Genomic DNA, 23,942 nt, shown 5'->3' with positions numbered 1-23,942 from the left:
TGCAAGATGGTGCGTAGTCTCTAACTATCTGCGCATGGCCTAAAGCCCGAGGACGCGCCCCTCAAATGCCAAATCAGTTTCGAAACAAACTATCCCTCTCTATATCAAGGGGATAGCTGAGTTGGACCCCAAATACAAAAATCACCCATTTCTAACTGCTTCAAAATGGACTTAGGAACGAAACCTAGGAGTCTCATGGAAAAGCACTACAGCTACACGGAAATAGCGGAAATGTTGAAGGTACCAATCAGCACTCTCTATCTCTTCAAGAAAGAAGGTACTGGCCCGCACACTTTGCGAGTCGGACGACACTTTCGAGTTTCTGAGTCGGACCTTAAGGATTGGCTATTGAAAAGACGCGACTAGTTCGCAAAACGCGAAGACATGGTGACTACCTGTTAAATCAGGCCCAGACCTTCGTAGTCGTAAGACTGAGCTAACTGCAAGCTCGAACCCTGACAGGGAGCAGATATGCCTTACCGCAAAGGCAGCCACATTATGTGGCGAAGGTAATTCCAACGGACTGCGCAGGGAGATCCCTCGGAGAAGCGCCCTCCATAAATTTATTCACTTTAAATTCGGAGGCCGCAATGGCGTATAACAACTTAGGCAGTCACTTTGACGCTGCCAAACAGATCAGCATCGACGACATCTTGAGCAATTTAGGTGTTTGGGACTCTAGAGAATCAATCGTGGACGGAATTGTTGTCGTCTCACACTCCAGAACAACTCGGGGGAAAGAAGTAACAATCCAGTCAACTTACCATCCAAAAACGTATGAAGAAGGAGACAAAGTTCAATTCGTCAAGGGAGGAAATGACGCGTTTCCCATACATAAATTTGATTTCATTCGAGACATGCTTTGTGGCGGTAACGAACTCGCGGCAATCACTTGGGTAAGTAACAATGCCCCCGTGAAACGTTCTTGGCTTGTGGACCTAGGAGACCTCGTTAAAGCTGAGGAGGGTCTGAGTGAGCCTATTTCAGACGAGCGAAACCATATTGTCGCGCTCGCCGCTAGGCAGGTTCTTCGAATAAAGGCTGATGAACTAGCGAAACTCGAATTGGCCGAAGAATCTTTTAGGCGTGAGGGTGCCATTCCTCAACCAATGTCTGTCATAGATTGGCTTCAAGAGCCAGATCAAGTGGCGCAATTTCGTATTGAGGAACTATGGGTCAAAGGTGGTAACAACTTTATAGTTGCACCCAACAAGGGAGGTAAAACGACATTAGTTCTCAATGTTTTGAAAGCACTCGTTGATGGCGGCCTGTTCTTAGGCAAATTCAATACGCTACCTGTCACTCGCAATGTGGGCATAATAAATTTTGAGTTGAGCCCGTCACAGTACAAGCGTTGGATACGAAAATTAGAGCTTCGAAATGTCGCCAACGTGAAAGTCTGGAATTTGCGTGGTTTACCAAACCCTTTTCGAACACCAACTTCTCGTGCGCATTTCGTTGCGCAGCTGCTTGAAAACAATATCGAGGTTCTTATAATCGACCCTTTCTCCAGTGCCTTCACTGGAAAGAATGCTAAAGAAAACGAGGAAGTCAAGGAATTCCTTCTCCTCATAGACTCGCTTGCTGCACAAGGAAACGTCGAGGAGTATTTGCTCGTCGTCCATGCAGGTCACGATGGAACTCGCGCTCGCGGTGCGTCAACACTTGCGGACCACCCTGATGCAACGTGGTTCATCGGCAAGGGTGAAGCTGGCAGGCTTAGGACATTTAGAGCTGAGGGGAGAGACGTGAGCTACACAGAGGAAGCGATAACTCTGGGAGTTGACGGAATCACTCTGACCCTTACCGGTCTAACCAAGGCTGACTCCGTTTTGGAGAATATGAAACTCCATGTAAGCAACTTCGTGGGTAAGAATCCTAATTGCATGCAAGTCAAATTGAGGCTGCGGTTACGGGAGCAAATTCGTTGATCACAGCGGCCCGAGCAGCACTTGTTTCAGAGGGTGCAATTATTGAAACAATCAGCGGTTCCAGCAAACGCTTCAGGCTTTCCGCCTAGTCTCTGCAGCTTCTTCCCCCTCCTATAGAGGGGGGAGAAGTGGAGACATGCAGGGGACGAATTGATACCAATTTTGCCAGATGATGTTAAAGCTGATGGTAGCCATTTGTAAATGGGTTTGAAGCCAAACTCAACAAACATATGGCATCGAAGCGATTTGAACTTACCCGAAAATCGTTTCGAGTTTTACCTAATTTCCGACGTCATTTCTCAAGAAGTCCAGTAGTTCTTGCTCTAGGTCCTCCAACGCTTCAACTATTTTCAACTCTGTGCCAAGTCCTGCACAAACGAAAAGTTGCACAAGAGCCCGAACGGCTGAGGCCTTTTGCGGTTCTGCACCCTGTTTGAGGTGGTATTCGATCTCTAGAAGTGACAACGCTGTCTGGCTATCGCAAGGTATAGCACTTTGTGAGAAAGCCTTGTCAATCGCTGCCTGTAAACCTTTGGGAGGCGCTAGCACTGGTGTTTTATTTGAAAGTAAATCCAAAGAAAACTGTCTCGTATCGAATGGCGGGTAGGCACCTGAAAACCAAATTGTATAAACATCGTCCGTTAGTACGATTTCCGAAGCCAAAGTCATGGTCATAGGTACAACGAGGTTACCGTCCGCGTTCCCTAGTGCATAGCTTCCATCCAAAAGTGGAGTGAAGCCATCGGAATCGAAGACAGCATCTATTGCTTTGTAGAGCCATCTAACAGCCATTAGTGCGTTCTTGCACTTCAATGCAATTGAGTGGGTCTGGCACCAAGTTGCAGGGTCAAAGAAGGAGACATTTAAGACGTTCTGCGCTAAAGAATAACTTGCCTTGAACTCTATGAGCCCACCAGATGGAACCAAGTTTCTAAGTATCAATTAACCCTCTTTCGCAGACACAGAGGTTAACAGAAGTTCAGCTATAGACCAAGAATCTTTGCTTTGGCGGCGGTGAATTCCGCATCGGTCAGTACTCCGCTCGAGTGAAGTTCGTTCAATTTATTGAGCTCTGTCGAAATCTCCGTGTTAATCCTTGGATTGTTCGACAAATCTGCGTTTGGCGGCGGTGCATCTCTCCCGATCACCGCTTGCCCAGTGGCGACTAGCTTGTTCATTCTTCGAACATCGCCAGTGTCAGGTCGAGGGTTGCGAAGCGAATATGTGTCGCTAGCAGTGACAATGGTCAGGTACAGGTCACCATGAAGTTTTTCGAAAAGTGAAGATGTGTTTTTATTGAATACCTGTGAGTTTGAGCTAATGCTGACCAACTTTTCGGGCTTGTCAAAGTTGGGCCCGCCAGTTAGAAACCGGACGGATACGTACCCTTTTTCGTAAATGCACACTCGTCTTGTCCAGAAGAACTCGTCCGCAATTCGTTTGCCGAACTTTTCCAACCGTTCTGCCTCTACCCGAGCCTTTTCTAGCTTCTTGGCGTCCTTAAGCATAGTTTTCTCAAGTTTTTTATCCGAGCCAGCAGCCGATCGAATGTCTTTACGTTTTTCCTCACCCAAGGGACCTTTGATTAGCAAGTCTTTTGAAGAGTCCGAAATCATTTGGCCGGCTTCTTTGAAGTCATTTCCAATCTCCGCAAAATCGGACTTTATTTTCTTCCATTCTTCGTCGGATTGTGCCTTTGCCGACGCAAATTCCTGCCTTGTTTCGAGCACCGTTTGTTCCAGCGCAACATTTAACTCGCCGACAGCATCTTTCATGTTCTTAGCGGCAGTTTTTATGTTTTTTACTGTTTCCGCATTCTTTCGCTTGAGCTCCTCATCGACAGCCTTGCTTCTGGCATCGATTTCAGCCATTTTTGCCCTGTGAACCTCTTTTTGGAGAGCTATTTTTTCTTTTAGTGCAGCTTGTCGAGCTTCATACTTTGCTTTCCTCGCAGCGTCCGCGTTTTCACGTGCTTCTCGTTTGGCCGCCTTCGCCGCTTCCTTGTCGTCCATAATCTCCCCTTAAGGAATTAAATCGTCTCTAAAACAGTTTAAATGAGCCTGAGGAAAGAGTTTGTATGTGGGTTTTCACGCAAGACGGGTTTGTAAGCGCGGTTTCAAATCGAAACAAGGACGGGCTGGTCGTAAGGGCACGCGATAAGGCGGCACTAGACGCGCTCGCGGCTACATCTAATGTTGAGATTATGAAGTCGCCAAAGGCGGACTACCCCTATCGAGTATTTGTGAGTAGGGAAGATTTTCGGAGTTGGTTAAACGTCGGTATTGAACACTTGGATTATGAGAATTTCAAAGCCAAGGTGGCCAAAACGAGGGGCCCTGAGTATTCGCAAGCTCTACACGAGGTTTGGGTTTCAATGCACCTAGTTGAAGATTCTGATGCAAGCAGTGGTCTCCGCTCAGGATATATCCAGAAGCCACAGGAGGCCGATGGAGGCCCTAACAGTGCTTGAGTCGGAGTATGAGCGGTACACGCGACTAAAAGCCGCCTCGCAGACCTGTGGCATATGCAATCAAAGCCCAATGTTCAACTGGGCACTCAGGTTTGGCCAAGTTTGTGACACATGCGAGAAACGGGCAGTTGACTCTAATAATCAGTCGATCCAAATCACCCAGTCACTTTTGAACGAAGGTGGGTTTCTCTACGTGCAAAACCCCGAGGCCATCTTCGCTCCAGAGGAAGCTGACCCATGTCTTCCCAGTGCTCCGTGTGATGAGGTCAACGAAACACGGCGATGTTGGGTTGACGCCATTGAGTGTCAAATTTGGGAAGGCCGAATGGGCGGAATCGGCCTTGTCGTTGCCGACTTTCCTCAGGAAACATTTAGGCGACCTACTCGAAAAATCAAGGGGAAGTAAACAAGATGCCCCAAGGCTCACTGGGGCAAAGGTCACAACGGATTATTTCGACATCGCAATCAACTTCGAATAATGTGCCGCACGTCACGCATTTTGCTCCCATGCTCTTATTCTTACGTGGTTTGGTTTCTTACCTAGTGAGTTGTCCACAGCCTTGTCGTAGGCGCTCATTAGACTTTTGAAGTATGTGGGGAAAGAAGGAAATGAACCGATGAAGTCTATTCACGATGTGCTCGCAGAATTGCGTGAGTCAGCGTTCGACGAGCGACACAAAGGTGACCTATTTGAAGCGCTGACAAAGAAATATTTGGAAATCGACCCGTTCTACCGAACCTACTTCGACAAAGTATGGCTTTATGGGGACTGGGCGAAAGAGAACGGCATCTCAAAACAAGACACCGGAATCGACCTAGTTGCTCGCATACCTGAGACAGGCGAAATCGCAGCCATCCAATGCAAGTTCTACGCCGAAGGCGCATACCTAGACAAGAAAGAAATCGACTCCTTCTTCACCGCTTCTGGAAAAGAACCATTCCGCGAGCGCTACATCTTCTCGACAACAGATAACTGGTCAAAAAACGCTAGCGATGCTGTTGAAGGTCAGCAAATCCCGACGACAATCATTCGTGTTCAGGATTTGGATGAGTCCGGTATCGACTGGTCTGGTTTCAGTCTCCAAGATGTTTCAAAAATTGGGCTTCTGAAGAAGAAGACGCCGTTTCCTCACCAGTTAGAAGCCATTGAGGCTGCTAAGGCCCACTTTGCTTCTGCCGACCGAGGCAAGATGATTATGGCTTGTGGAACAGGTAAGACTTTCACTTCGCTTCAGATTGTTCAGGAGATGACGCCCAAGGGCGGAACAGTGCTATTCCTAGTGCCTTCCCTCGCTTTGTTGTCTCAGACGCTCAAAGAGTGGAAACGAGAGGCTTCAGCCGACTTCCGCGCTTATGCAGTCTGTTCTGACACGAAGTTGAGTAAGCAGGCGAGTTCTGAGGATACGCGCGTCGCGGATCTCGCTTATCCGTCGACCACAAATGTTGAGAAACTTGCATCGCACTTCAACAAGGGGACTGATGCAGTCCTTACGGTTATCTTCTCGACTTATCAATCTATTGAGGTCGTGGCAGCAGCACAGAAAAAAGGGCTTCCTGAGTTCGATCTGATCATCTGTGACGAGGCGCACCGAACGACCGGAGTGACTCTCGCCGGCGACGACGAATCAAACTTTGTTCGAGTACACGACAACAACTTCATAAAGGGCTCCAAACGCCTCTATATGACCGCTACACCTCGTATCTACGCAGAAGCAAGCAAAGCCAAAGCAGAAGAAGCATCCGCCGTCCTAGCGTCGATGGACAACGAATCACAGTTCGGCCAAGAGTTCCACCGACTCAACTTCGGTAACGCCGTATCTCGCGGTTTGCTCAGCGATTACAAAGTTCTAGTTCTCACTGTGTCCGAAACACAAGTAAGCAAATCACTTCAAAAAATTCTCACCGACGGAGACGAACTCAAACTCCAAGACGCAATCAAAATCGTTGGCTGTTACAACGGTCTACGCAAACGAAGCACCAACCCTGATGACTTCCTAGTCGACAAAACACCGATGAGAACCGCCGTCGCATTCTCACGCTCAATCAAAGACTCCAAAAGGATCGCCGAACTATTCGGAACAGTCACCAAAGCCCTAAACGACGAAGCCAAAGAAAAAGACGGACTAATCGCAGAAGCCGACCATGTTGACGGCACATTCAATGTAATGGCAAGAAACGAACGCCTCGATTGGCTCAAAGACACCAAAACCGAAAATACAGTACGAGTCCTAAGCAACGCCAGATGCCTATCAGAAGGCGTCGATGTGCCAGCCCTAGACGCAGTCCTATTCTTAAACCCACGCGACAGCCAAGTCGACGTCGTCCAATCCGTAGGACGCGTAATGCGAAAAGCCGATAACAAACAATACGGCTATGTCATACTTCCAATCGCCGTACCAGCCGGCAAATCAGCCGAGGAAGCGCTCGCGGACAACAAGAACTACAAAGTCGTCTGGCAAGTTTTGCAAGCCTTACGAGCTCACGATGAGCGTTTTGACGCCCTCGTGAACAAGATCGACCTCACTGGCGACACTGGTGGCGTAATCGAGATTATCGACGCAAGCCCAAGCACCGGCGAAGGAGACTGGGACGGCGACTCTAAACCAAAAGACAGCGGTCAAGTGCCCCTATTTGAGTTCGACTTCGCAGACTGGAAAGATGCAATCTTGGCAAAGATTGTGCAGAAAGTCGGTGAGCGAACTTACTGGGAAAACTGGGCAAAAGATGTGACTGAAATTGCTACTGCACACATTGCTCGAATTCGCATTCTTGTTGATGGCTCAAACCCTGAGCTACAAAACGAATTTCAGAGATTTGTTAAGAGCCTTCAAGATAACCTGAACCCTTTCGTTACTGCGCTCGAAGCTATCGAGATGTTGGCGCAACACCTGATTACTAGACCAGTCTTCGATGCACTTTTTCAGGATTACCAATTTTCTGAACAAAACCCCGTATCCGTTGCGATGCAAGGAATGGTCGATGCGCTTGAGAAATCAAAGCTCGACCAGCACACGGAAGACCTTGAAAAGTTTTATGAAAGCGTGAGGCTGCGCGCTAGCGGCATTACCGATGGTGCATCTAAGCAGAAAATCGTCAAAGAGCTCTATGAAAGATTCTTCAAGTTAGCCTTTTCAGCTACAAGCGAGCGCCTAGGAATCGTTTATACGCCAAACGAAATTGTTGATTTCATTATCTCCGGTTCTGACTTTTTACTTAAAACAGAATTTGGATCGGGTATTTCCGACCCGAACGTCCATGTACTTGATCCGTTCACTGGAACTGGAACATTCATTGTTCGGTTACTTCAGTCTGGGCTCATAAAGCCGGACGATTTAATTCGAAAGTACAAGTCTGAACTCCATGCAAATGAAATTGTTTTGCTCGCCTACTATGTTGCGGCCATAAACATCGAAGAGGCTTTCCATGCACTCGCCGGTGGCAAGTATGAGGGGTTCGATGGAATTGTATTGACTGACACTTTCCAAATGCATGAAAAGGGCGATTCGGATGAACTTTTCGGTCTAGAAGTTTTCCCAGAAAATAATGGCCGTGTAAAGGCGCAAAAAGAGACGCCTATTCAGATAATTATTGGTAATCCGCCATATTCCGCTGGGCAAACGTCCGCTAACGACGCCAATGGAAATTTGAGTTACCCGACGCTGGATTCTCGCATCACTGAAACTTACGCAAGGAAAACAGACGCCCAAAACAAGAACAATCTGTATGACTCATACATCCGAGCGATTCGTTGGGCGTCTGATCGAATAAACGACGATGGACTAATCGCGTATGTGACCAACAATGGTTTTATTGATAGCAATACGGCCTCGGGGTTGCGAAAGTGTCTCGTTGAGGAGTTCTCAAACATCTTTGTTGTTAATTATCGAGGAAATTCAAGGATGGCCGGCGAGGCAGCTAGACGAGAAGGTGGGAATATATTCGATATACGAGTGGGTGTTTCGGTAATTTTCCTCGTCAAACGCGCCAACCACAAGGGCTCAGGAAGTATCAAGTACTTTGAATTTCCTGATTATGCGACTAAGTCTGACAAGTTAGAGAAAACGACAGAATTCTTGAATCTGGAGTCAATCCCTTGGGTTGACATTAAACCGAATGAAGCGGGCGACTGGATTAATCAGAGGAACGAGGTGTTCGAATCATTCATACCTATTGGGGCAAAAGGTAAGTCAAATGAAATTGGGATTTTTAAGTCTTACAGCACTGGTCTACAAACAAATCGAGATGCGTGGGTCTACAACTTTTCAGGTGAAAAGGTAAATGCTTCAGTTCGAAAAATGCTTGAAACTTACAACACTGAGATTGAACGTTGGGAGGCGAGCGGGAAACTTGGGGCACCGGAGGTTTTCGTAGAAAAGAATCCGAAGTTAATTAGTTGGTCCTCAAGTCTTTTGTCTAATTTCGAACGCGGCAAGAAAATTTCTTTCAAAACTGGACTCGTTGTCGATGCTGCATATCGCCCGTTCAATAAACAAAAACTTTATGGTGACACTGAGGTGCTACACCGGCCAGCAATTCTGAAGAGAGATTTCTCAAATCCGCACTTGCAACAAATCGGCTTCGTACTTGCTGGCGTAGGTGCGGCTGTACCTTTCTCTGCGCTAATGACAAAACTTGTACCCGACATGTCCGCGTTTGGCGCCCAAACTAACAGTCAGTTTTTCCCTAGATACAGTAAAGGCGATGAGCTTGATGGGTCTCCACAAGAAGCTTTCAGCCTGTTCTCTGATGATTCACCTGACAATATTTCTGAGCACGCCATTGCCCAATTCACAGCGGTTTTGGGTTATTCAGTCACCGCTGATGAATTGTTTTTCTACACTTATGCCGTTCTCAATCACCCTGAATATAAGCTTTTGTTTGAAAACGATTTCAAGCGAATGTTGCCCCGAATCCCAATACTTGATTCTTTCCGAGAGATGGTGGATTTGGGTAGGAGATTAGGTGAACTCCATGCCGACTATGAGGTTGTCAATCCATATCCTTTAGAAAAAGTTGGTCTAGATCCAAGCGACTTCAAGGTAGAAAGACTTTCGTATCTCAAGGCTGGTAAGAGCATTGACAAATCCGTAGTGGTTTTCAATAACAACCTGCAAGTACGTGGGATACCTCTGGAAGCCCATGACTTCAAGATTGGTGCGAAGTCTGCGGTTGATTGGGTTGTTGAGAGGTTCAAAATAACGGTCGATAAGGCAAGTGGCCTAATTAACGACCCGAATGACTGGGCAAAAGAGTCAGGAAGTGCGGACTACCTTTACCAGCTACTCGCCAAAGTAGTGACTGTCTCATTGGAAACTACGAAGTTACTCGACCAGATGCCCAAGTTCCCAAAATTCTCCTGAAAGCGCAATGACGATTGAACATTGAAAGAATTCAGAACATCCGACGAATCGGAATGAACTGCCTAAAACTTGATGCAGCGGAAATAAATCTATTGCTCAGAGAAATCGAAGCCGAGTTAATTGATTCGCGCTTTTGGCACGGCGATGAATATGGCAATTGGTCGCCTACCGACACTGAACGCAAAGAGGTCTTATACAGGATCCTTGATGAGTTGCAGCCGGTGCAACTTCAAAAGCTCGCAGATGGAATTGAGGAGATAGGTGGGCACCTCAAAAGAGACGAGAGCATCGTTGCTGACGACGTGGTGCCTCTGTTTTTGTTTGGCTCGCACCTCGCGAAGCATAAAAAAGTAATTTCAGAGGTTGGAGACAGCCTTTCATTGCTTGGAGTTCGACTTTTTATCGCACACGAATCCATTCGGCCAACAGCAGACTTTCAGCAAGAGATTCGCAAAAGCCTAAACGAAGTTCATGGGGGATTAATCTTCTTCCACGATGGCTTTGGTGCCAGCCCTTGGTGTGACCAAGAGGTTGGTTGGTTGATTGGTCGCGACGTACCTTACTTCACCCTCAAATACGGCAAGAAGCCGCCACACGGTTTTGTTGCTAAGGACCAAGCTCTATCGGTTACTGAACGGACAACGCACGAAAAGGTGATCAAAGAAATCGTAGAGTGGGTAACTTATGATCCCGACCTCAAGCCCAGATTTATTGATTCGCTATTAATCTCACTTAGTCGGTCGAATCTCTTTTCGACTACGGATTCGCTTTGGAGGCATCTACGACTCCAACAGGGCTTGACGCAAAAGCAAATAGATTTTTTACTTTCAGCGACACAGGATAACTATCAGATACACGGAGCCGCCAGCCGCGTTGGAATGTATGAAGATGGCAGAGGAGATCCGTACCCGAGAGTGATCTGGAAATTTGTGCAATCCCAAACCCACTTCAACGCACAATCTGAAGCAGCAGTCCAATATTTAAAGAGCTTTTCTGATAAAAAGTAGGTCATACCAATCCACTGTTGCATAGCTATTGCACAAAAAGTCTGTGTCTAAATATATGCTTGTGTTTACAAGGCAATACAGATTTTGTCCACGAGACTTCTAATGTCTTGGTCTTAGGTTTGATTCCTGCCGAGACGCCCGTTGCAACTTTTGCCTCTATCCTCATCAGCGGTAAATCGGAACACTCAGCGTCATTTCTGTCAAACCTCTATCGAGGTAGATGATTGAATCGATTGCGCCAACAGCACTCCTTTCAAGAACTTTGTTTCTCGAGGGAACGGTAGATCACCTGTCGCGTGGTAGAAAACAGCTCCGCGATTTGAGAAACTGTTTTTCCTTGTGCGTAAAATTCAGCGACTTGAGATTTTTGCATAGGCGAGAGTACGGAGCGTCTGCCTCCGAGCTTGCCCTTAGCCTTGGCTGCCGCCAAACCATCCTTGGTCCTCGCGGAAATGATTTCGGCTTCGAATTGAGCGAAAGCGCTAATGAGTGTGAAGAACAAGCGGCCTTCGATAGTGGTTGTGTCGATGTTCTGCTGCATCACAACAAGGTTGACTTCGATCGCCTTGAAGTCTGAAACGATTTGTAAGAGATCTTTCGTGCTACGACCCAGTCGGTCTAGCTTTGTTACTACAACAGTGTCACCATGTCTCAGATGTGCCTTTAGCTCGTTCAACTGAGGCCTGTCTGACTTGGTGCCAGTGTATTTCTCGACAAAGAGCTTGTCGCATCCGTATTCCTTTAGAAGTTGCTCTTGGTTGTCAGTTGACTGTGTTTGGGTTGAAACGCGCGCGTATCCAAATTTCTTAGAAGATGAATTCAATAACTGCCTGTCCGTTACTCATACCTTTAGGTAGAGTGCAATCGTACACAGGTTTCGTACAAAAGACAACTTGAGATGCGAGACCACAAGGCTGTCCGACCCAGATGGCCGAAAATTATCGTTTTCGTACAAGCTGAAGACATAAAGTAACTAAATATTCTTCTCACTTATACTCGAATCCTGATTTGATTTTGGGGGCGAGCGTTCATGAATTTGAGAAAAACTGTAGTTGCAGTCACCGTCTTGGGAATTACATTGGGATTGTCAGGTTGTTCGGGTTTTAAGGCCAATGCCAAAGACTGTGAAGCTGTTGGTGGTTACATCAAGGAAATCGTGGCTCTGCAGAATGCGACGACTGCCGAAATTTCTGACAACTCCTATAGGCGCTCGGGTATCAAGCTATGGACAGCGAAACTTGATGAGATGGAAGCTGGTGTTCTGCCTCGAGAGGCTCAATTAAGGACGGCGCTTGAAGATTGGATCGCTAAGTCGCGTGAGGTCGCAGAAACCCTTCGCACTAGCCTTTTGGATTTAGATAGCGCCGCTTTGGACAAAGCAGCAGGAGAGTTCCAAAGCTCAAATCAAACTCTTGGCGCTATGTGCTCATAGTGATTGAGGTGCGCCCTCACTGCAATAACTCTGAACTTCAATCGACGAATTTAACTTCGATTCTTTCTTGGCCACGTCCTTTATGCACCACCACTGTGATGAGAGCTTTCACAATCTCGCGTTGTTGAAAAATATCTAATTCATTCCAATACTCAAACCAGTAATCGAAAGCCCTGTCAAGTTTCCTGACATGAATAAACTGCTCAACGGTGACAACTTCGTTTTCCAAGCCTATTTTTTCTGCTGCGTCATTCATTGAAGTCTTCCATTCATCAAAACCTGCTGCATCAATTGACTCCCACCACTTACGACGCATGTCTTCAAGGAGAGAAGATTTTGCGGTCATTTCGCGCGTCATTCTTATTTTTCTTTCCAAGTCATTTGCATGCTCCCCAAGTTCCTTGATTCTTCTCATTAAGTACTTGAGGTCGGCACCTTCGGCTTCAGCAAATCGGTAGTTCGCGGCGCGTAGTCGCTCCACTTCCTGCAATTCCTGCACAAGTGGAACAAGTTCATCGGAAGAATCCCCATAGTCGGGGGCTGTTCGATTTCGGCCCACCCAATCTTTTATAGAAAGCACAACGAGATTTTCTAAATATTCCTTTTTTATGTGAACGTGATTGGTGGCTCCAGAACACAAATAGCCATTCATGTAATACATTGTTGAATCACAGATGCCGCATTTTGCCAACCCCGACAATAAATGTCGAACAGTATTTCCCGGTGTGGTTTTTCTAGTCGGATCGCTAAGAATTGCCTGAACCTGTTCAAAAAGTTCTTCAGAAACTAGCGGTTGAATTTTGTCCGATGGCAAGAATTCGCCTAAGTGTTTGACTTCCCCAACATATGAGCGATGAGTTAGCGATTCGCGCAACCTGACAGGCTTGACTCCTAATTCAACCGCAACTGACCGCAGTGATTTACCCAGAGCAACCTGTTCAAAAGCGTATTGCACTCGAGTTGCTTCTGCGGGGCGAGGAGTCTTGTTATCAGATTCATATCCCCATCGCCGCCTTCCAGGAACGGGAAAACCACCCGAGACGAGTTGGGCATTCTTGGCCTTTTGCCTAGCGCCTTTCCGTTCCATTTCTGCTTTGGAAACAATGGCCTTCATTCGAGCGAATAATCGCCCGTTATCGTTTGTGAGGTCGGCCTCCCCGTTTGCCGTTACGAGCAAAAGGCCGTCCTCTTCAGCAGCTTCAATCCAATCCTCGAGTTGACGGGGTTGACGAGTTAGGCGGTCTAGGTCCCAGCAAACCAAAGCGACAAATTTTCCCCTTTTGAAGTCAAGGAGCATTCGTTCGTAGTTAGGGCGGGTGACATTCTTCTTGCTTGCACTGACAGTATCCGAGTAGATTTCACCTAAAACCCAATTCTTGGACGCGATTATAGCCCTGCATTCCGCTTCTTGACGTTCCACAGCAAGGCCATCTTCTCGAGGGTCTTGGCTAATTCGTAAATATATTGCTGCAGTAACTGGTTTGGCCATAACTAATACTACTCATTGTTCTGGCAGCGAAATCGGCTGATTGCAGCCCTTAGCCCGGTCACTCTAGTAGTAGAGGCAAACTGGAGATCAGGTGCGTTGAGCACGGCAAGGCATGCGCTGGCGCTGGAGCGAACAGTTATTGCAGTTCCGGGGCAGATCACCTCTGCCATGTCGGTGGGTTGCAATCAATTGATTAGGGATGGACTTGCCCAACCGGTAATTCGAGTAGAAGACCTCAGAACATACTTCGCAAGCAATGAAAGCAGACTCTTTGGTCATGAAGGCTCAACTGATATTTCAGGTCAAGCCCAAGATGAAATAGGAATGCAGGTGCGTGAACTCGGTGCTCTTGAAACCAGAGCTTATGACGCAATAGGTTTCGGTGCCCCCGAATCGAATGAAATCGCCACCACAGCGGGATTAACCCGCTCAGAGGCGCACATTGCACTTAGCTCACTTGAACTCGAAGGATTCATAGTGCGCCGAGGCTCGGGTTGGGCTCGAAGCCAAACTATTGTTTGAAACGTGAACTTACTTTTCGCCGAAACGCTCGCTCAATATGAGCAGCAGCTTTCGGGCGCCCGAGGATTTTCACCGAACACGTTAAAGGCTTACCGATCAGACATATCGGAATTGTTGGTTTTTGCTCAATCCCGCGGGATTCAAAATCCTGCGGAAATTTCAATCGACCTTTTGCGAGATTACCTTTGGGCTTTGAGCGAAACAGGCCTGGCAAAATCAACCCTGGCTCGCAAGAGTGCTGCATTTCGATCCTTTACAGCTTGGTTGCACAAGAGTCAGGTGCTTGAGGTTGACCCTGGACTCAGGCTTCGAACACCCAAGCAAAACAAGGCCTTGCCAACAGTGGTTTCTCGCGAAAGCCTCGCTCAAGTATTCGAGAGTCTCGAATTGAAAGCGACCTCTGATAATCCTCAGGGAATACGAGACTTGCTGATTTTTGAACTCTTGTACGCAACCGGAGCACGTGTTAGCGAGCTGGTCGGGTTAAATCTCGAAGACATTGATTATGGGCGCTCGCTGCTTCGGGTTTTAGGAAAAGGCTCAAAGGTGCGCATGGTTCCTTTTGGCAAGCCGGCAGCCGAAGCCTTAGATAGCTGGATTCGCAAAGGTAGACCACAACTTGAATCAGAGCAAAGCCACAGCGCGCTTCTGTTGAATTCTCGAGGCAAACGTGTTGGAGTTCGTCAGGTTTATGGACTGGTTGCAGCTTGCCTTGAGTCAACACCAACTGGAGCAACCGGCCCTCACTCACTTCGTCACAGCGCAGCAACTCACCTGCTTGATGGGGGAGCCGATCTTAGATCTGTGCAAGAACTTCTGGGCCATGCGAGCTTGGGTACAACGCAGATTTATACGCATGTGTCGATTGAAAGGCTCAAGGATGGCTATAAAAACGCCCATCCTCGTGCCTAAATCATCGGCAGTAATCGGCTCGGATTCAAACCACCGATCAGTGCAAGTGGTGACAGGTAGTCACCTGAGTATCGCAGTGAGAAGTGCATGCAACTCTCGGATAAACAATGAGCCCGGTAGTTTGCGTCTGCCTCGCAAACAACGCCGATTAAATCACCGGTTCTGACAGCTTGACCAGCGGAAAATTCACTGCAAACTGGTTCATACTCGGTTAGATAACCATTGGCGTGCAAGATTGAGAGCACTTGGCGATTCACCACCTTGCCAGCGAACCAAATTCGACCATCCGCCGGAGCCAGAACGGTTTCTCCAACTTTTGCAACTAAATCAACACCTCTATGACCTGCTGAGTAGTCGCTGCTCGGTTGTCGATAGGGGTTAATCAATCTGGTTGGTAGTTCTAGCGGCATGATCCAAATTTGATCATCTTTCCTCTGTTTTTGATCTTCTGCCGAGGCTATGTCGAAATTGAAGTTTGCACCGATCGCCACCGTCAAAATTGCCAGTGCCGTTGCCTTCCAGAGAATGTTCTTGGTCATATTCCTAGACTCTCAAAATCCAGAAAATCCTTATAAACATTGAGAAATCGGTGGATAACCCAGTTGAGTCGCTGCTAGAGTTATAGAAGCGGCAATCTTCGCGAAATCCACTTTCAAGTTGACCTTCAAAAAGCATGCCGACTTCGCGTGTCGAATCAGATTCATGTTTCACTCGGTCCGAAGCAATTCGGCGAAACAGATCCGGCACCAGGCGTCTCGAGCAACCGCTCGAAACACAAACTGAGTGGCGCTTCATCGCGCCTTAAAAAAGGAGACTGCTCATGGCAGTAGTAACAATCCGCCAGCTGCTCGACAGCGGCGTGCACTTCGGGCACCAGACCCGTCGTTGGAACCCGAAGATGCGTCGTTTCATTCTGACCGACCGTTCAGGCATCTACATCATTGACCTTCAGCAGTCACTTGCTTTCATTGACAAGGCATATGACTTCGTTAAAGAGACCGTTGCTCACGGTGGCAGCATTCTTTTCGTTGGTACCAAGAAGCAGGCTCAAGAGGCAATCGCCGAGCAGGCACTTCGTGTTGGCCAGCCATACATCAACCAGCGCTGGTTGGGTGGTCTTTTGACCAACTTCCAGACCATCCAGAAGCGTCTTTCACGCCTTAAGGAACTTGAGGTCATGGACTTCTCAGGCAAGACCAAGACCGGTCTTACCAAGAAGGAACTTCTTATTCTTCGTCGCGAAAAGGACAAGCTAGAGAAGGCCTTGGGCGGTATCCGCAACATCACCAAGACTCCGTCTGCGATCTGGGTTGTTGACACCAACAAGGAGCACCTAGCTATCACCGAGGCAAAGAAGCTTGGTATTCCTGTAATCGGTATCTTGGACACCAACTGTGACCCAGATGAGGTCACCATCGGTATTCCAGGAAACGACGATGCAATTCGTTCAGTTCAGCTGCTAACCCGCGTTATCGCAGATGCAGTTGCTGAGGGTCTAATCGCCCGTCACTCAAAGCCAGAGGCTGCAGCTGAGCCACTAGCTGAGTGGGAGCGCGAACTTCTTGAGCAGGGCAACGCCGCTGCTGAGACCGTAGAGGCACCAGCTGCAGAAGCTGTTGCAGTAGAGGAAGCAAAGTAAACATGGCTAACTACACCGCCGCAGATGTAAAGGCCCTGCGCGACCGCAGTGGCGCAGGCATGATGGACTGCAAGGGCGCTCTTGACGAGGCTGACGGCAATGTCGACAAAGCTCTTGAGTTCCTTCGTCTAAAGGGCCTAAAGGGCGTTACCAAGCGTGAAGGACGCACCACCAGCAACGGTCTTATCGTCGCTCGTGTTGTTGACGGCACCGGTTACCTAATCGAACTAGCTTGTGAGACCGACTTCGTAGCTAAGGCTCCAAAGTTTGTTGCACTTGCAGACTCAGTCGCAGACGCTATTGCTGCTGCTGGCGCAACCGACCTAGAGGCTGCACTTGCTGCAGACCTAGGCGGCAAGTCAGTTCAAGACGCCATCAACGACGAAGCCGCAATCATGGGCGAGAAGGTTGAGCTACGCAAGGTTGCTTCTATCAAGGATGCTGCTGTTGACGCTTACCTACACCGCACCAGCAAAGACCTACCTCCTCAGGTTGGTGTCTTGGTTGCTTACTCAGGTTCAGACGCAGAGACCGCTCACGACGTTGCAGTGCACATCGCAGCATTCTCACCAAGCGTTCTAAGCCGCGAAGATGTAGACGCAGAAGTTGTTGCAACCGAGCGTCGCATCGCTGAAGAAACCGCTCGCAACGAGGGCAAGCCAGAGGCTGCACTCACCAAGATCGTTGAAGGCCGCGTAACTGGCTTCTTCAAAGAGAACGTTCTTCTTGAGCAGGACTTCGCAAAGGACACCAAGCAGACTGTTGCTAAGGTTCTAGACAACGCAGGCGTTACTGTTTCTGCATTCCTTCGCTTCCGCGTTGGTGCATAACAAAAGCTAAAAACAACAGAGGCTCGGTCATTTTCGACCGGGCCTCTTTTGTTGCTCAGATTAGAATAGTGTTTGGAAAATGCCGTTAACAGGAGGTCTCGTGTCAGAGAAAAAGCGCCGTGTATTGCTAAAGCTTTCGGGTGAAGCCTTCGGTGGTGGCACTCTTGGTGTCAACCCTGACATCGTTGCCGAAATGGCGCGCGAAATTGCCGAAGGTGCCAAGCACGCCGAGGTAGCTATCGTGGTCGGTGGTGGCAATTTCTTTAGAGGTGCAGAACTTTCCCAGCGAGGCATGGAGCGCTCGCGTGCTGACTACATGGGCATGCTGGGCACTGTAATGAATGCACTTGCCCTGCAAGACTTTTTGGAACAGGCCGGCGTTGACACCCGCGTTCAGTCTGCCATTTCTATGGCCCAGGTTACTGAGGCTTACCTTCCGCTTCGTGCAATTCGCCACCTCGAGAAGGGTCGCGTCGTCATTTTCGGCGCTGGCGCAGGTTTGCCTTACTTCTCAACCGACACTGTTGCAGCCCAGCGCGCCCTTGAGATTAAGGCCGACGAAGTGCTGGTCGCGAAGAACGGTGTTGATGGCGTGTACTCGGCTGACCCTCGTAAAGATTCGAACGCGGTCAAGCTAGACGAAATTTCATACCAGGATGCCTTGGTTCAGGGCCTAAAGGTTGTTGACGCAACTGCGTTCAGCCTCTGCATGGACAACAACATGCCAATGCGAGTTTTCGGTATGCAGCCTCAGGGCAATGTGACCGACGCCATCCTTGGTAAAAAAATTGGAACTTTCGTTTCTGCCTAAGCAGCGACGCTAAAACTTAGATCAACAGGAGAACAAAATGATTTCAGAAATCTTGGCAACAACTACCGACAAGATGGGCAAGGCTGTCGACTCAGCCAAAGAAGACTTTGCGAATGTTCGCACTGGTCGCGCCAACCCTCAGCTATTCCAGAAGGTCATGGTCGACTACTACGGCACTCCAACTCCACTTGGTCAGCTGGGTCAGCTAGCTAATCCTGAAGCCCGTACCATCGTCATCACTCCTTATGACAAGGGTGCTCTGCAGGGCATCGAGCGCGCTATTCGCGAAATGCCAAACTTGGATGCGAACCCTCAGAACGATGGAAACTTGATTCGCGTGACCCTTCCTGACCTAACCGAAGAGCGCCGCCGCGACTACGTGAAGATTGTCAAGAACAAGGCCGAAGATGCCCGCGTATCGGTTCGCAACATTCGCCGCAAGGGTAACGATGACTTGGCTGCTCTCAAGAAAGACGGCTTGGCTGGCGAAGACGACATTGCTCGCGCCGAAAAAGAACTTGATGCTCTAACCAAAACCCACGTTGATGCGATCGACGACGCTCTAAAGCGTAAAGAAGCAGAACTTCTCGAGGTTTAATTTGTCAACCACCCAACAGCCAGCTCCAGGCGGTCGCAGCCTGTCAAAATCTGTTGCGGTCGGTTTGCTATTGGGTGCCGTTTTCCTGGCATCCGTGCTCATCTACAAAGAGGGCTTCATGATTCTTGCTGCCGCAGCTGCTGGAGCCGGAGCATGGGAGCTTTCGACTGCACTTCGCTTGAAGGGTTGGTACGTTCCTCGCGTGCCATCTGTGGTCGGCTCGGTTTTGATCATGCCGGCAGCTTTTTATGGCGGTGCCCAAATGCAGTGGCTCGTTGCCCTGGCAATCGTTGCGGCGTTGATTATTTGGCGCCTTGTGCACCTGCTCTGGGAGCGCCGAGAGGCGCCAATTCAGGCCTTTAGGCACACGGTTCGTGATTTTGCCGCGTCAGCATTCGTGGTCATTTACTTGCCTCTAATGACCAGTTTCACAATTTTGCTGCTTCGTGAACCAAATGGTGCAGCCTGGGTAATTACCTTTGTTGTGACTGTTTCGATGATCGACACCATGGGATACCTGGTTGGACGCAAGCTTGGTAAACACAAGTTGGCACCGGGAGTTAGCCCTAAGAAGACCTGGGAGGGTCTGGTTGCTTCAATCACCGCGGGCATCATTTCATCCGTGGTTTTGACCACCATTTTCTTCGATTTTGACTGGTGGGCTGGGTTGGTTCTCGCCGCGCTACTTCTGCTCTCGGCAGTCTTTGGTGACCTTGCCGAGTCACTAATCAAGCGTGACTTGGGCGTCAAAGATATGAGTTCGATTTTGCCTGGGCACGGTGGCGTTATGGATCGAATGGATTCGATTCTTCCGTCAGCACTCATCACCTATTTGTTCATGCAATTCATCACCACCTTCTAGATCGGCAGCGCAGACGTGAGTTTTTCTTTTCCAAAGGCAGAGCCAAAGCAACCCGGATACGTTCCAGAGCAGGTTGATGACTTTATCGCGAAGGCACGAGACCAATTTGCGAACCCGGCTGCCGAGTTAGTGACTTCAGACCAGGTACGTAATACCGAGTTTGACCTGGTGCACGGCGGTTACCTGATTGGTGCGGTTGATTCAGCCATGGATCGACTCGAAGACACCTTTGCGCAGCGTGAAATTGCTCACCAACTTGAAACCAAGGGTCAATACGCCGTGCAGGATCGCCTTTCGCGAATTCAAGAAATTCTTCGTGGCCGCGTCGAACGCCCAAAGCGTCGTAAATTTTCTTCCACCGGTTATCTGTTGCGCGGCTATGACCGCAAGCAGGTAGATGCCCTGTGTGAGTCGTTGGCTAGACACTTAGATTCAGATACGCCATTGGATTTGCTGTCAGTGCGCCGCTTTATCTTTAAAGCCAAGAGGGGTGGCTATGTTGAAGCTCAGGTTGACGCATTCATTGATCGAATCGTTGAGGTTCTTCAGATTGAGAAACAACTTTAAATCTGTCATCTCAATTGCGACCACCATCGCGATTGTCTGTGGATTTCAAATTGCCCCGGTTGGCTCTGCTGAAGCAGTAACCAAACCTAGCTATTGCCCTTCGGCAACTCACCGGGCAACAACATCCGTGGCTCTGAAATTGCTGAATTGTTTGGACGTCAAAGGTCGAGCACCTAAAACGGGCTATGACCGCAGCTTATTTAGCGATGGCTGGGGTGAGCGTGATGGATGCGACCTGCGTAACTACATTCTGCGTCGCGATTTGACCAGCATCACCTATCGCACATCACCTGCGTGCACGGTGGCGAGTGGGGTACTGAACGACCCGTATACCGGCCACACGATAAATTTTCTGCGAGGTACATCAACATCGTGGAAAGTTCAGATTGACCACGTTGTGGCAGTGAGCGATGCTTGGCAAAAGGGTGCACAGCAATTCTCCTATTCAAAGAGGAATGCCTTCTACAACGATCCATTGAATCTACTTGCGGTTGACGGTCCTACTAATTCTCAAAAGAGTGACAGCGACGCAGCATCTTGGCTGCCACCATCACGTTCTTACCGATGCAAATACGTTGCTCGACAGGTGGCTGTAAAACTGAAGTATGGAATCTGGGTCACCCTCGCCGAAAAAGCAAAAATACGAGAGGTGCTGAATTCAACAACCTCTTGTCAGGCCTACAAGATAGCCAATAGTCTCTGGTAATACTCGGTTGCCGTTGGTAAACTGGAGTTTTGCGAACCAAACCGGTATTTGAGAGGTTCTAAATGGGCAGACATGAGGCGCTAAGGCCTAATCTGTCGCACCGTGTCGGCCAAAAAGTCGACGCGGCTCTCGAAAAGACCCCGTTCAAACGACCTAAATTTCCGCGTTTGAAGAAGTATGCCTTCCAGCCATTTTGGGGATTCGTTTTCTCGGTTGGTTTTGCCTTGGTAACCATCGTTGATCCTTACGCCGGCACTATGGCAAGTGCGAGCACTATCCAAGTATTTGACATCGCTGAGCAGCCTGAAGATCAAAGCTACGGAATTTCAACTACACAGACCATCAGTTTTGCCCGCGGTGGCTTCAACATTTTGACTGGCGACGATGCGGCTGCGCTCTTTGTTGAGCAAGCATCCATTCCGCTTCCTGGGACTGCAAAGGCTTACGCCTATGAATTGCTTAAAAAGATGAACTTTGGTGAAGACCAGTACTCATGTTTGGTAAAGCTTTGGGAACGCGAATCAAACTGGCGAGTGAATGCTCGCAACAAGTCTTCGGGCGCTTACGGCATTCCACAGTCGTTGCCGGGAAGCAAGATGGCTTCAGAGGGCCCAGACTGGCAGACTAACCACGAAACTCAGGTTCGATGGGGCGTCAAGTACATCAAGGGTCGTTACGGCTCACCTTGTGGCGCACTCGCTCACTCTGACAAAATCGGTTGGTACTAGTGCCCCGCTCGAATCGACCACGTGGCACAAAGCGTAGTTCGAGTGAAGATCTTGACCTTTCAAATGCACGGATGGGCTATCGCCGCGAAGAGCTAAAGCGAGGCGTCTCTTATACGGTTCAAACCAGCATCGGCGCGAACGCTGAAGATGGTAAAAGTTGGGTTTGCCCGCACTGCAATTTGAATATCACCAAAGGGCTTAGCCACCTTGTTTCCTGGGATTCAGTTCGAGGTGTCGACACCCGCAGACATTTTCATAATTCATGTTGGGCAGCGTTTCAGGGGCCGCTACTTTGAGTGAACTAATCGAAATTCGCTCAGGTGTCGAGTTGCCGGTTATCCGTGAAGAAATCGTTCTTCGAACTGAGGATGGTCTTGAACTTGTTGGCGAGCTGGCCATGCCGGTTGGTGGGCAACCGGAAGCCACACTGATCACGCTGCACCCACTGCCAACTCACGGCGGATTCATGGATTCGCACATTTTGCGCAAGGCTTCTAATCGACTGCCTGAACTAGCCAATATTGCTGTTCTCCGCTTCAACACCCGAGGAACTTCTTCGCCTAGGGGCCTGAGCCAGGGCAGTTTTGGCGAAGGTGTCAGCGAACAACTTGACCTTGAAGCGGCCGTTCGGTTCGCTAAAGAGCGTGGCCTGCCAAACCTTTGGTTAGTCGGTTGGTCATTTGGCACCGAACTTGCATTGAAATATGGCGTCAACCAAGATGTCGTCGGCGCAATTCTGCTCTCTCCGCCATTGCATCGCACCAGTGATGACGAGTTGCTTAGGTGGCAGGGGAGTGACAAGAAGATTGTTGCCCTGATTCCTGAACATGATGACTATCTGAAGCCCGCCGAAGCTAAACACAGATTCGGCATGATTAGCCACATTGATCTAATTGGTGTCGATGGTGCCAAACACCTATGGGTAGGTGAATCGGCGACTACGCGTGTTCTAAATGAAATCGTTCGCGTGGTTAGCCCGCAGAGTTACCCGCTGCCAACTCACTGGCAAAACGTTTAGTTTTAGCGAGCGTCTTGGTAAGGCTTATAAACCTCACGCAAGATGAGCAAGATTGAAGCGGCAACCGGAATCGCCACAAGTGCACCGAGAACTCCTAGAAGCGCGCCACCGGCGAGTGCTGCCACAACAACAACTGCTCCGGGAACGTTCACAGCGTGGCTCATGATTCTTGGGCTGATTAGGTAGGCCTCAACCTGCATGTAAACCAAGAAATAAATACCGGCAACAATTGCCGCGGTTGGTGAAACGCTGAGGGCAACAAGTGTGATCAGGATTGCTGATGAAATCGAACCAACTAGTGGAATAAGACCAAACACAAAGGCGATCATGGCTAGAACAAGTGCATATGGAACACCAACAATGCTCATCATGATGAAGGCCAAAGTGGAACCAATTGCGCCGATAGAAACTTGCCCCATCACGTAACGCCCGATTGAATCAGAGATTTGTTCGGCAAGGTCGCTGAATTTGTCTCGGCGAGATGCTGCTACCAACGAGTAGATCCATCGCTTGAAGCTCGACATCGAGGCCATGAAATAAAGGCTGAGAATGATGATGATGATAGCGCCGAATGCGCCATTGAAAATTGAAAGCCCTACCTGCACAACGCCACCAAACATAGTTGGCCAGTTTGCTGAATCTCCAAGATAAGTACCAACCTGGTTCAAGGCATTGCTGATTACGCCATTGAAGCGTTCATCTAAGTCGGCCACAAGTGGCACCTGACTTACCCCATTCAAAACCGCAGGGGCGGTTTCAATGAAGTGCGCGGTTTGACTTGCAAGAGTAGGAACAATTGCCGCTGAAAGTGCAGCTAGCAAGCCAATAAAACTTAGTGCAACAGTCAAAATCGCTAGTCGACGCTTGAGGCCCCATGACTGAAGCTTGGCAACTACAGGTTCAAGACCGAGTGCGATAAATATTGCAGCCGCAACGTAAGTCAAGATGTTTGCCAATGTGGTGATGGCGCCACCGACGATTAGAGCTGTGAGAACTCCCAAGCCACCGAGCAGACCTATTTGGAACGAGTTGCTAACTCTTATCGGGCTCGACATGGTGT

At 48.8% G+C, this 23,942-nt stretch carries 22 protein-coding genes; 16 read left to right on the top strand and 6 right to left on the bottom strand.

Translation table 11 applies throughout. The features are described 5' to 3' along the window. Nucleotides 1–165: 165 nt before the first annotated feature. Both Q0L26_RS07125 and Q0L26_RS01955 read left to right on the top strand, forming a co-directional pair. The gene (locus Q0L26_RS07125) at nucleotides 166–366 is read left to right on the top strand and encodes a helix-turn-helix domain-containing protein (RefSeq protein WP_366518382.1); all 201 of its coding nucleotides are present in this window, start codon (nucleotides 166–168) and stop codon (nucleotides 364–366) included. 224 nt (nucleotides 367–590) lie between these two features. After that, a complete protein-coding gene (locus tag Q0L26_RS01955; RefSeq protein ID WP_296646631.1) occupies nucleotides 591–1,931 on the top strand; it encodes an AAA family ATPase in 1,341 nt (446 codons plus the stop codon). Between the two features lie 279 nt (nucleotides 1,932–2,210). Here Q0L26_RS01955 and Q0L26_RS01950 read toward each other — a convergent pair whose 3' ends face one another. Next, nucleotides 2,211–2,873, bottom strand: coding sequence for a hypothetical protein (locus tag Q0L26_RS01950; RefSeq protein WP_296646627.1), 663 nt, complete (start codon nucleotides 2,871–2,873; stop codon nucleotides 2,211–2,213). Nucleotides 2,874–2,914: 41 nt separating this feature from the next. Continuing rightward, nucleotides 2,915–3,943 carry an SHOCT domain-containing protein gene (locus Q0L26_RS01945; RefSeq protein WP_296646620.1) on the bottom strand — a complete coding sequence of 343 codons (1,029 nt, stop codon included), beginning with the start codon at nucleotides 3,941–3,943 and terminating at the stop codon, nucleotides 2,915–2,917. A gap of 1,051 nt (nucleotides 3,944–4,994) precedes the next feature. Between Q0L26_RS01945 and Q0L26_RS01940 the strand changes: the two genes are divergently transcribed. Both Q0L26_RS01940 and Q0L26_RS01935 read left to right on the top strand, forming a co-directional pair. Further along, nucleotides 4,995–9,761: a type ISP restriction/modification enzyme gene (locus Q0L26_RS01940; RefSeq protein ID WP_296646617.1), complete on the top strand. Its 4,767-nt coding sequence runs from the start codon at nucleotides 4,995–4,997 to the stop codon at nucleotides 9,759–9,761. Between the two features lie 14 nt (nucleotides 9,762–9,775). Then, nucleotides 9,776–10,768, top strand: a complete 993-nt coding sequence (locus Q0L26_RS01935; RefSeq protein ID WP_296646614.1) for a hypothetical protein — start codon at nucleotides 9,776–9,778, stop codon at nucleotides 10,766–10,768. 253 nt (nucleotides 10,769–11,021) lie between these two features. Here Q0L26_RS01935 and Q0L26_RS01930 read toward each other — a convergent pair whose 3' ends face one another. Next, entirely contained in the window at nucleotides 11,022–11,591 is a 570-nt protein-coding gene (locus tag Q0L26_RS01930; RefSeq protein ID WP_296646611.1) for a recombinase family protein, read from the bottom strand. A 207-nt stretch (nucleotides 11,592–11,798) separates the two neighbouring features. Between Q0L26_RS01930 and Q0L26_RS01925 the strand changes: the two genes are divergently transcribed. Next, the gene (locus Q0L26_RS01925) at nucleotides 11,799–12,200 is read left to right on the top strand and encodes a hypothetical protein (RefSeq protein ID WP_296646609.1); all 402 of its coding nucleotides are present in this window, start codon (nucleotides 11,799–11,801) and stop codon (nucleotides 12,198–12,200) included. Between the two features lie 37 nt (nucleotides 12,201–12,237). On the opposite strand, the gene Q0L26_RS01920 is transcribed toward Q0L26_RS01925, so the two are convergent. Then, the gene (locus Q0L26_RS01920; protein WP_296646606.1) at nucleotides 12,238–13,689 is read right to left on the bottom strand and encodes a recombinase family protein; all 1,452 of its coding nucleotides are present in this window, start codon (nucleotides 13,687–13,689) and stop codon (nucleotides 12,238–12,240) included. A gap of 15 nt (nucleotides 13,690–13,704) precedes the next feature. On the opposite strand from Q0L26_RS01920, the gene Q0L26_RS01915 reads away from it, so the two are divergent. Both Q0L26_RS01915 and Q0L26_RS01910 read left to right on the top strand, forming a co-directional pair. Then, on the top strand, nucleotides 13,705–14,211 hold the full coding sequence (locus Q0L26_RS01915; RefSeq protein WP_296646602.1) for a DNA-processing protein DprA: 507 nt from the start codon (nucleotides 13,705–13,707) through the stop codon (nucleotides 14,209–14,211). 3 nt (nucleotides 14,212–14,214) lie between these two features. After that, entirely contained in the window at nucleotides 14,215–15,123 is a 909-nt protein-coding gene (locus Q0L26_RS01910) for a tyrosine recombinase XerC (RefSeq protein ID WP_296646599.1), read from the top strand. Here the strand turns inward: Q0L26_RS01910 and Q0L26_RS01905 are convergent. Then, nucleotides 15,120–15,662: a M23 family metallopeptidase gene (locus tag Q0L26_RS01905; protein ID WP_296646596.1), complete on the bottom strand. Its 543-nt coding sequence runs from the start codon at nucleotides 15,660–15,662 to the stop codon at nucleotides 15,120–15,122. The two genes, Q0L26_RS01910 and Q0L26_RS01905, sit on opposite strands and share 4 nt — an antisense overlap. A gap of 281 nt (nucleotides 15,663–15,943) precedes the next feature. Between Q0L26_RS01905 and rpsB the strand changes: the two genes are divergently transcribed. The 9 genes from rpsB to Q0L26_RS01860 all read left to right on the top strand — a co-directional run bounded on the left by rpsB (nucleotide 15,944) and on the right by Q0L26_RS01860 (nucleotide 22,882). After that, nucleotides 15,944–16,762, top strand: a complete 819-nt coding sequence (rpsB, locus tag Q0L26_RS01900; RefSeq protein ID WP_296646594.1) for a 30S ribosomal protein S2 — start codon at nucleotides 15,944–15,946, stop codon at nucleotides 16,760–16,762. Nucleotides 16,763–16,764: 2 nt separating this feature from the next. Further along, nucleotides 16,765–17,592: a translation elongation factor Ts gene (gene tsf, locus Q0L26_RS01895; protein WP_296646592.1), complete on the top strand. Its 828-nt coding sequence runs from the start codon at nucleotides 16,765–16,767 to the stop codon at nucleotides 17,590–17,592. A 79-nt stretch (nucleotides 17,593–17,671) separates the two neighbouring features. Continuing rightward, a complete protein-coding gene (gene pyrH / locus Q0L26_RS01890) occupies nucleotides 17,672–18,403 on the top strand; it encodes a UMP kinase (protein WP_296646590.1) in 732 nt (243 codons plus the stop codon). A 37-nt stretch (nucleotides 18,404–18,440) separates the two neighbouring features. Then, the gene (frr, locus tag Q0L26_RS01885) at nucleotides 18,441–19,001 is read left to right on the top strand and encodes a ribosome recycling factor (protein WP_296646588.1); all 561 of its coding nucleotides are present in this window, start codon (nucleotides 18,441–18,443) and stop codon (nucleotides 18,999–19,001) included. 1 nt (nucleotide 19,002) lies between these two features. Then, nucleotides 19,003–19,863: a CDP-archaeol synthase gene (locus tag Q0L26_RS01880; RefSeq protein ID WP_296646586.1), complete on the top strand. Its 861-nt coding sequence runs from the start codon at nucleotides 19,003–19,005 to the stop codon at nucleotides 19,861–19,863. A gap of 15 nt (nucleotides 19,864–19,878) precedes the next feature. Beyond that, nucleotides 19,879–20,430: a DivIVA domain-containing protein gene (locus Q0L26_RS01875; protein WP_296646584.1), complete on the top strand. Its 552-nt coding sequence runs from the start codon at nucleotides 19,879–19,881 to the stop codon at nucleotides 20,428–20,430. Further along, nucleotides 20,414–21,136: an HNH endonuclease family protein gene (locus Q0L26_RS01870; RefSeq protein WP_366518381.1), complete on the top strand. Its 723-nt coding sequence runs from the start codon at nucleotides 20,414–20,416 to the stop codon at nucleotides 21,134–21,136. The genes Q0L26_RS01875 and Q0L26_RS01870 overlap by 17 nt, the downstream gene beginning before the upstream one ends. A gap of 62 nt (nucleotides 21,137–21,198) precedes the next feature. Continuing rightward, the gene (locus Q0L26_RS01865) at nucleotides 21,199–21,864 is read left to right on the top strand and encodes a lytic transglycosylase domain-containing protein (RefSeq protein WP_296646582.1); all 666 of its coding nucleotides are present in this window, start codon (nucleotides 21,199–21,201) and stop codon (nucleotides 21,862–21,864) included. 292 nt (nucleotides 21,865–22,156) lie between these two features. Next, nucleotides 22,157–22,882 (top strand): alpha/beta fold hydrolase, encoded by a 726-nt coding sequence (locus Q0L26_RS01860; RefSeq protein ID WP_296646579.1) that lies wholly within the window; start codon nucleotides 22,157–22,159, stop codon nucleotides 22,880–22,882. Nucleotides 22,883–22,884: 2 nt separating this feature from the next. Here the strand turns inward: Q0L26_RS01860 and Q0L26_RS01855 are convergent, their stop codons facing one another. Continuing rightward, a complete protein-coding gene (locus tag Q0L26_RS01855; protein ID WP_296646578.1) occupies nucleotides 22,885–23,937 on the bottom strand; it encodes an AI-2E family transporter in 1,053 nt (350 codons plus the stop codon). Nucleotides 23,938–23,942: the final 5 nt, after the last annotated feature.

Source organism: Rhodoluna sp. (assembly GCF_024641065.1).
Classification (GTDB): Bacteria; Actinomycetota; Actinomycetes; order Actinomycetales; family Microbacteriaceae; genus Rhodoluna.
Note: the sequence above shows the minus strand (reverse complement) of the source record. Positions and strands in the feature narration are given on the sequence as shown.

Coding starts and splice junctions, on each gene's coding strand:
- Q0L26_RS01920 (WP_296646606.1), bottom strand. CDS start 13,689: ATGGCCAAACCAGTTACTGCAGCAATATATTTACGAATTAGCCAAGAC.
- Q0L26_RS01855 (WP_296646578.1), bottom strand. CDS start 23,937: ATGTCGAGCCCGATAAGAGTTAGCAACTCGTTCCAAATAGGTCTGCTC.
- frr (WP_296646588.1), top strand. CDS start 18,441: ATGATTTCAGAAATCTTGGCAACAACTACCGACAAGATGGGCAAGGCT.
- Q0L26_RS01945 (WP_296646620.1), bottom strand. CDS start 3,943: ATGGACGACAAGGAAGCGGCGAAGGCGGCCAAACGAGAAGCACGTGAA.
- Q0L26_RS01865 (WP_296646582.1), top strand. CDS start 21,199: ATGGGCAGACATGAGGCGCTAAGGCCTAATCTGTCGCACCGTGTCGGC.
- pyrH (WP_296646590.1), top strand. CDS start 17,672: ATGCCGTTAACAGGAGGTCTCGTGTCAGAGAAAAAGCGCCGTGTATTG.
- Q0L26_RS01905 (WP_296646596.1), bottom strand. CDS start 15,662: ATGACCAAGAACATTCTCTGGAAGGCAACGGCACTGGCAATTTTGACG.
- tsf (WP_296646592.1), top strand. CDS start 16,765: ATGGCTAACTACACCGCCGCAGATGTAAAGGCCCTGCGCGACCGCAGT.
- Q0L26_RS07125 (WP_366518382.1), top strand. CDS start 166: ATGGACTTAGGAACGAAACCTAGGAGTCTCATGGAAAAGCACTACAGC.
- rpsB (WP_296646594.1), top strand. CDS start 15,944: ATGGCAGTAGTAACAATCCGCCAGCTGCTCGACAGCGGCGTGCACTTC.
- Q0L26_RS01955 (WP_296646631.1), top strand. CDS start 591: ATGGCGTATAACAACTTAGGCAGTCACTTTGACGCTGCCAAACAGATC.
- Q0L26_RS01925 (WP_296646609.1), top strand. CDS start 11,799: ATGAATTTGAGAAAAACTGTAGTTGCAGTCACCGTCTTGGGAATTACA.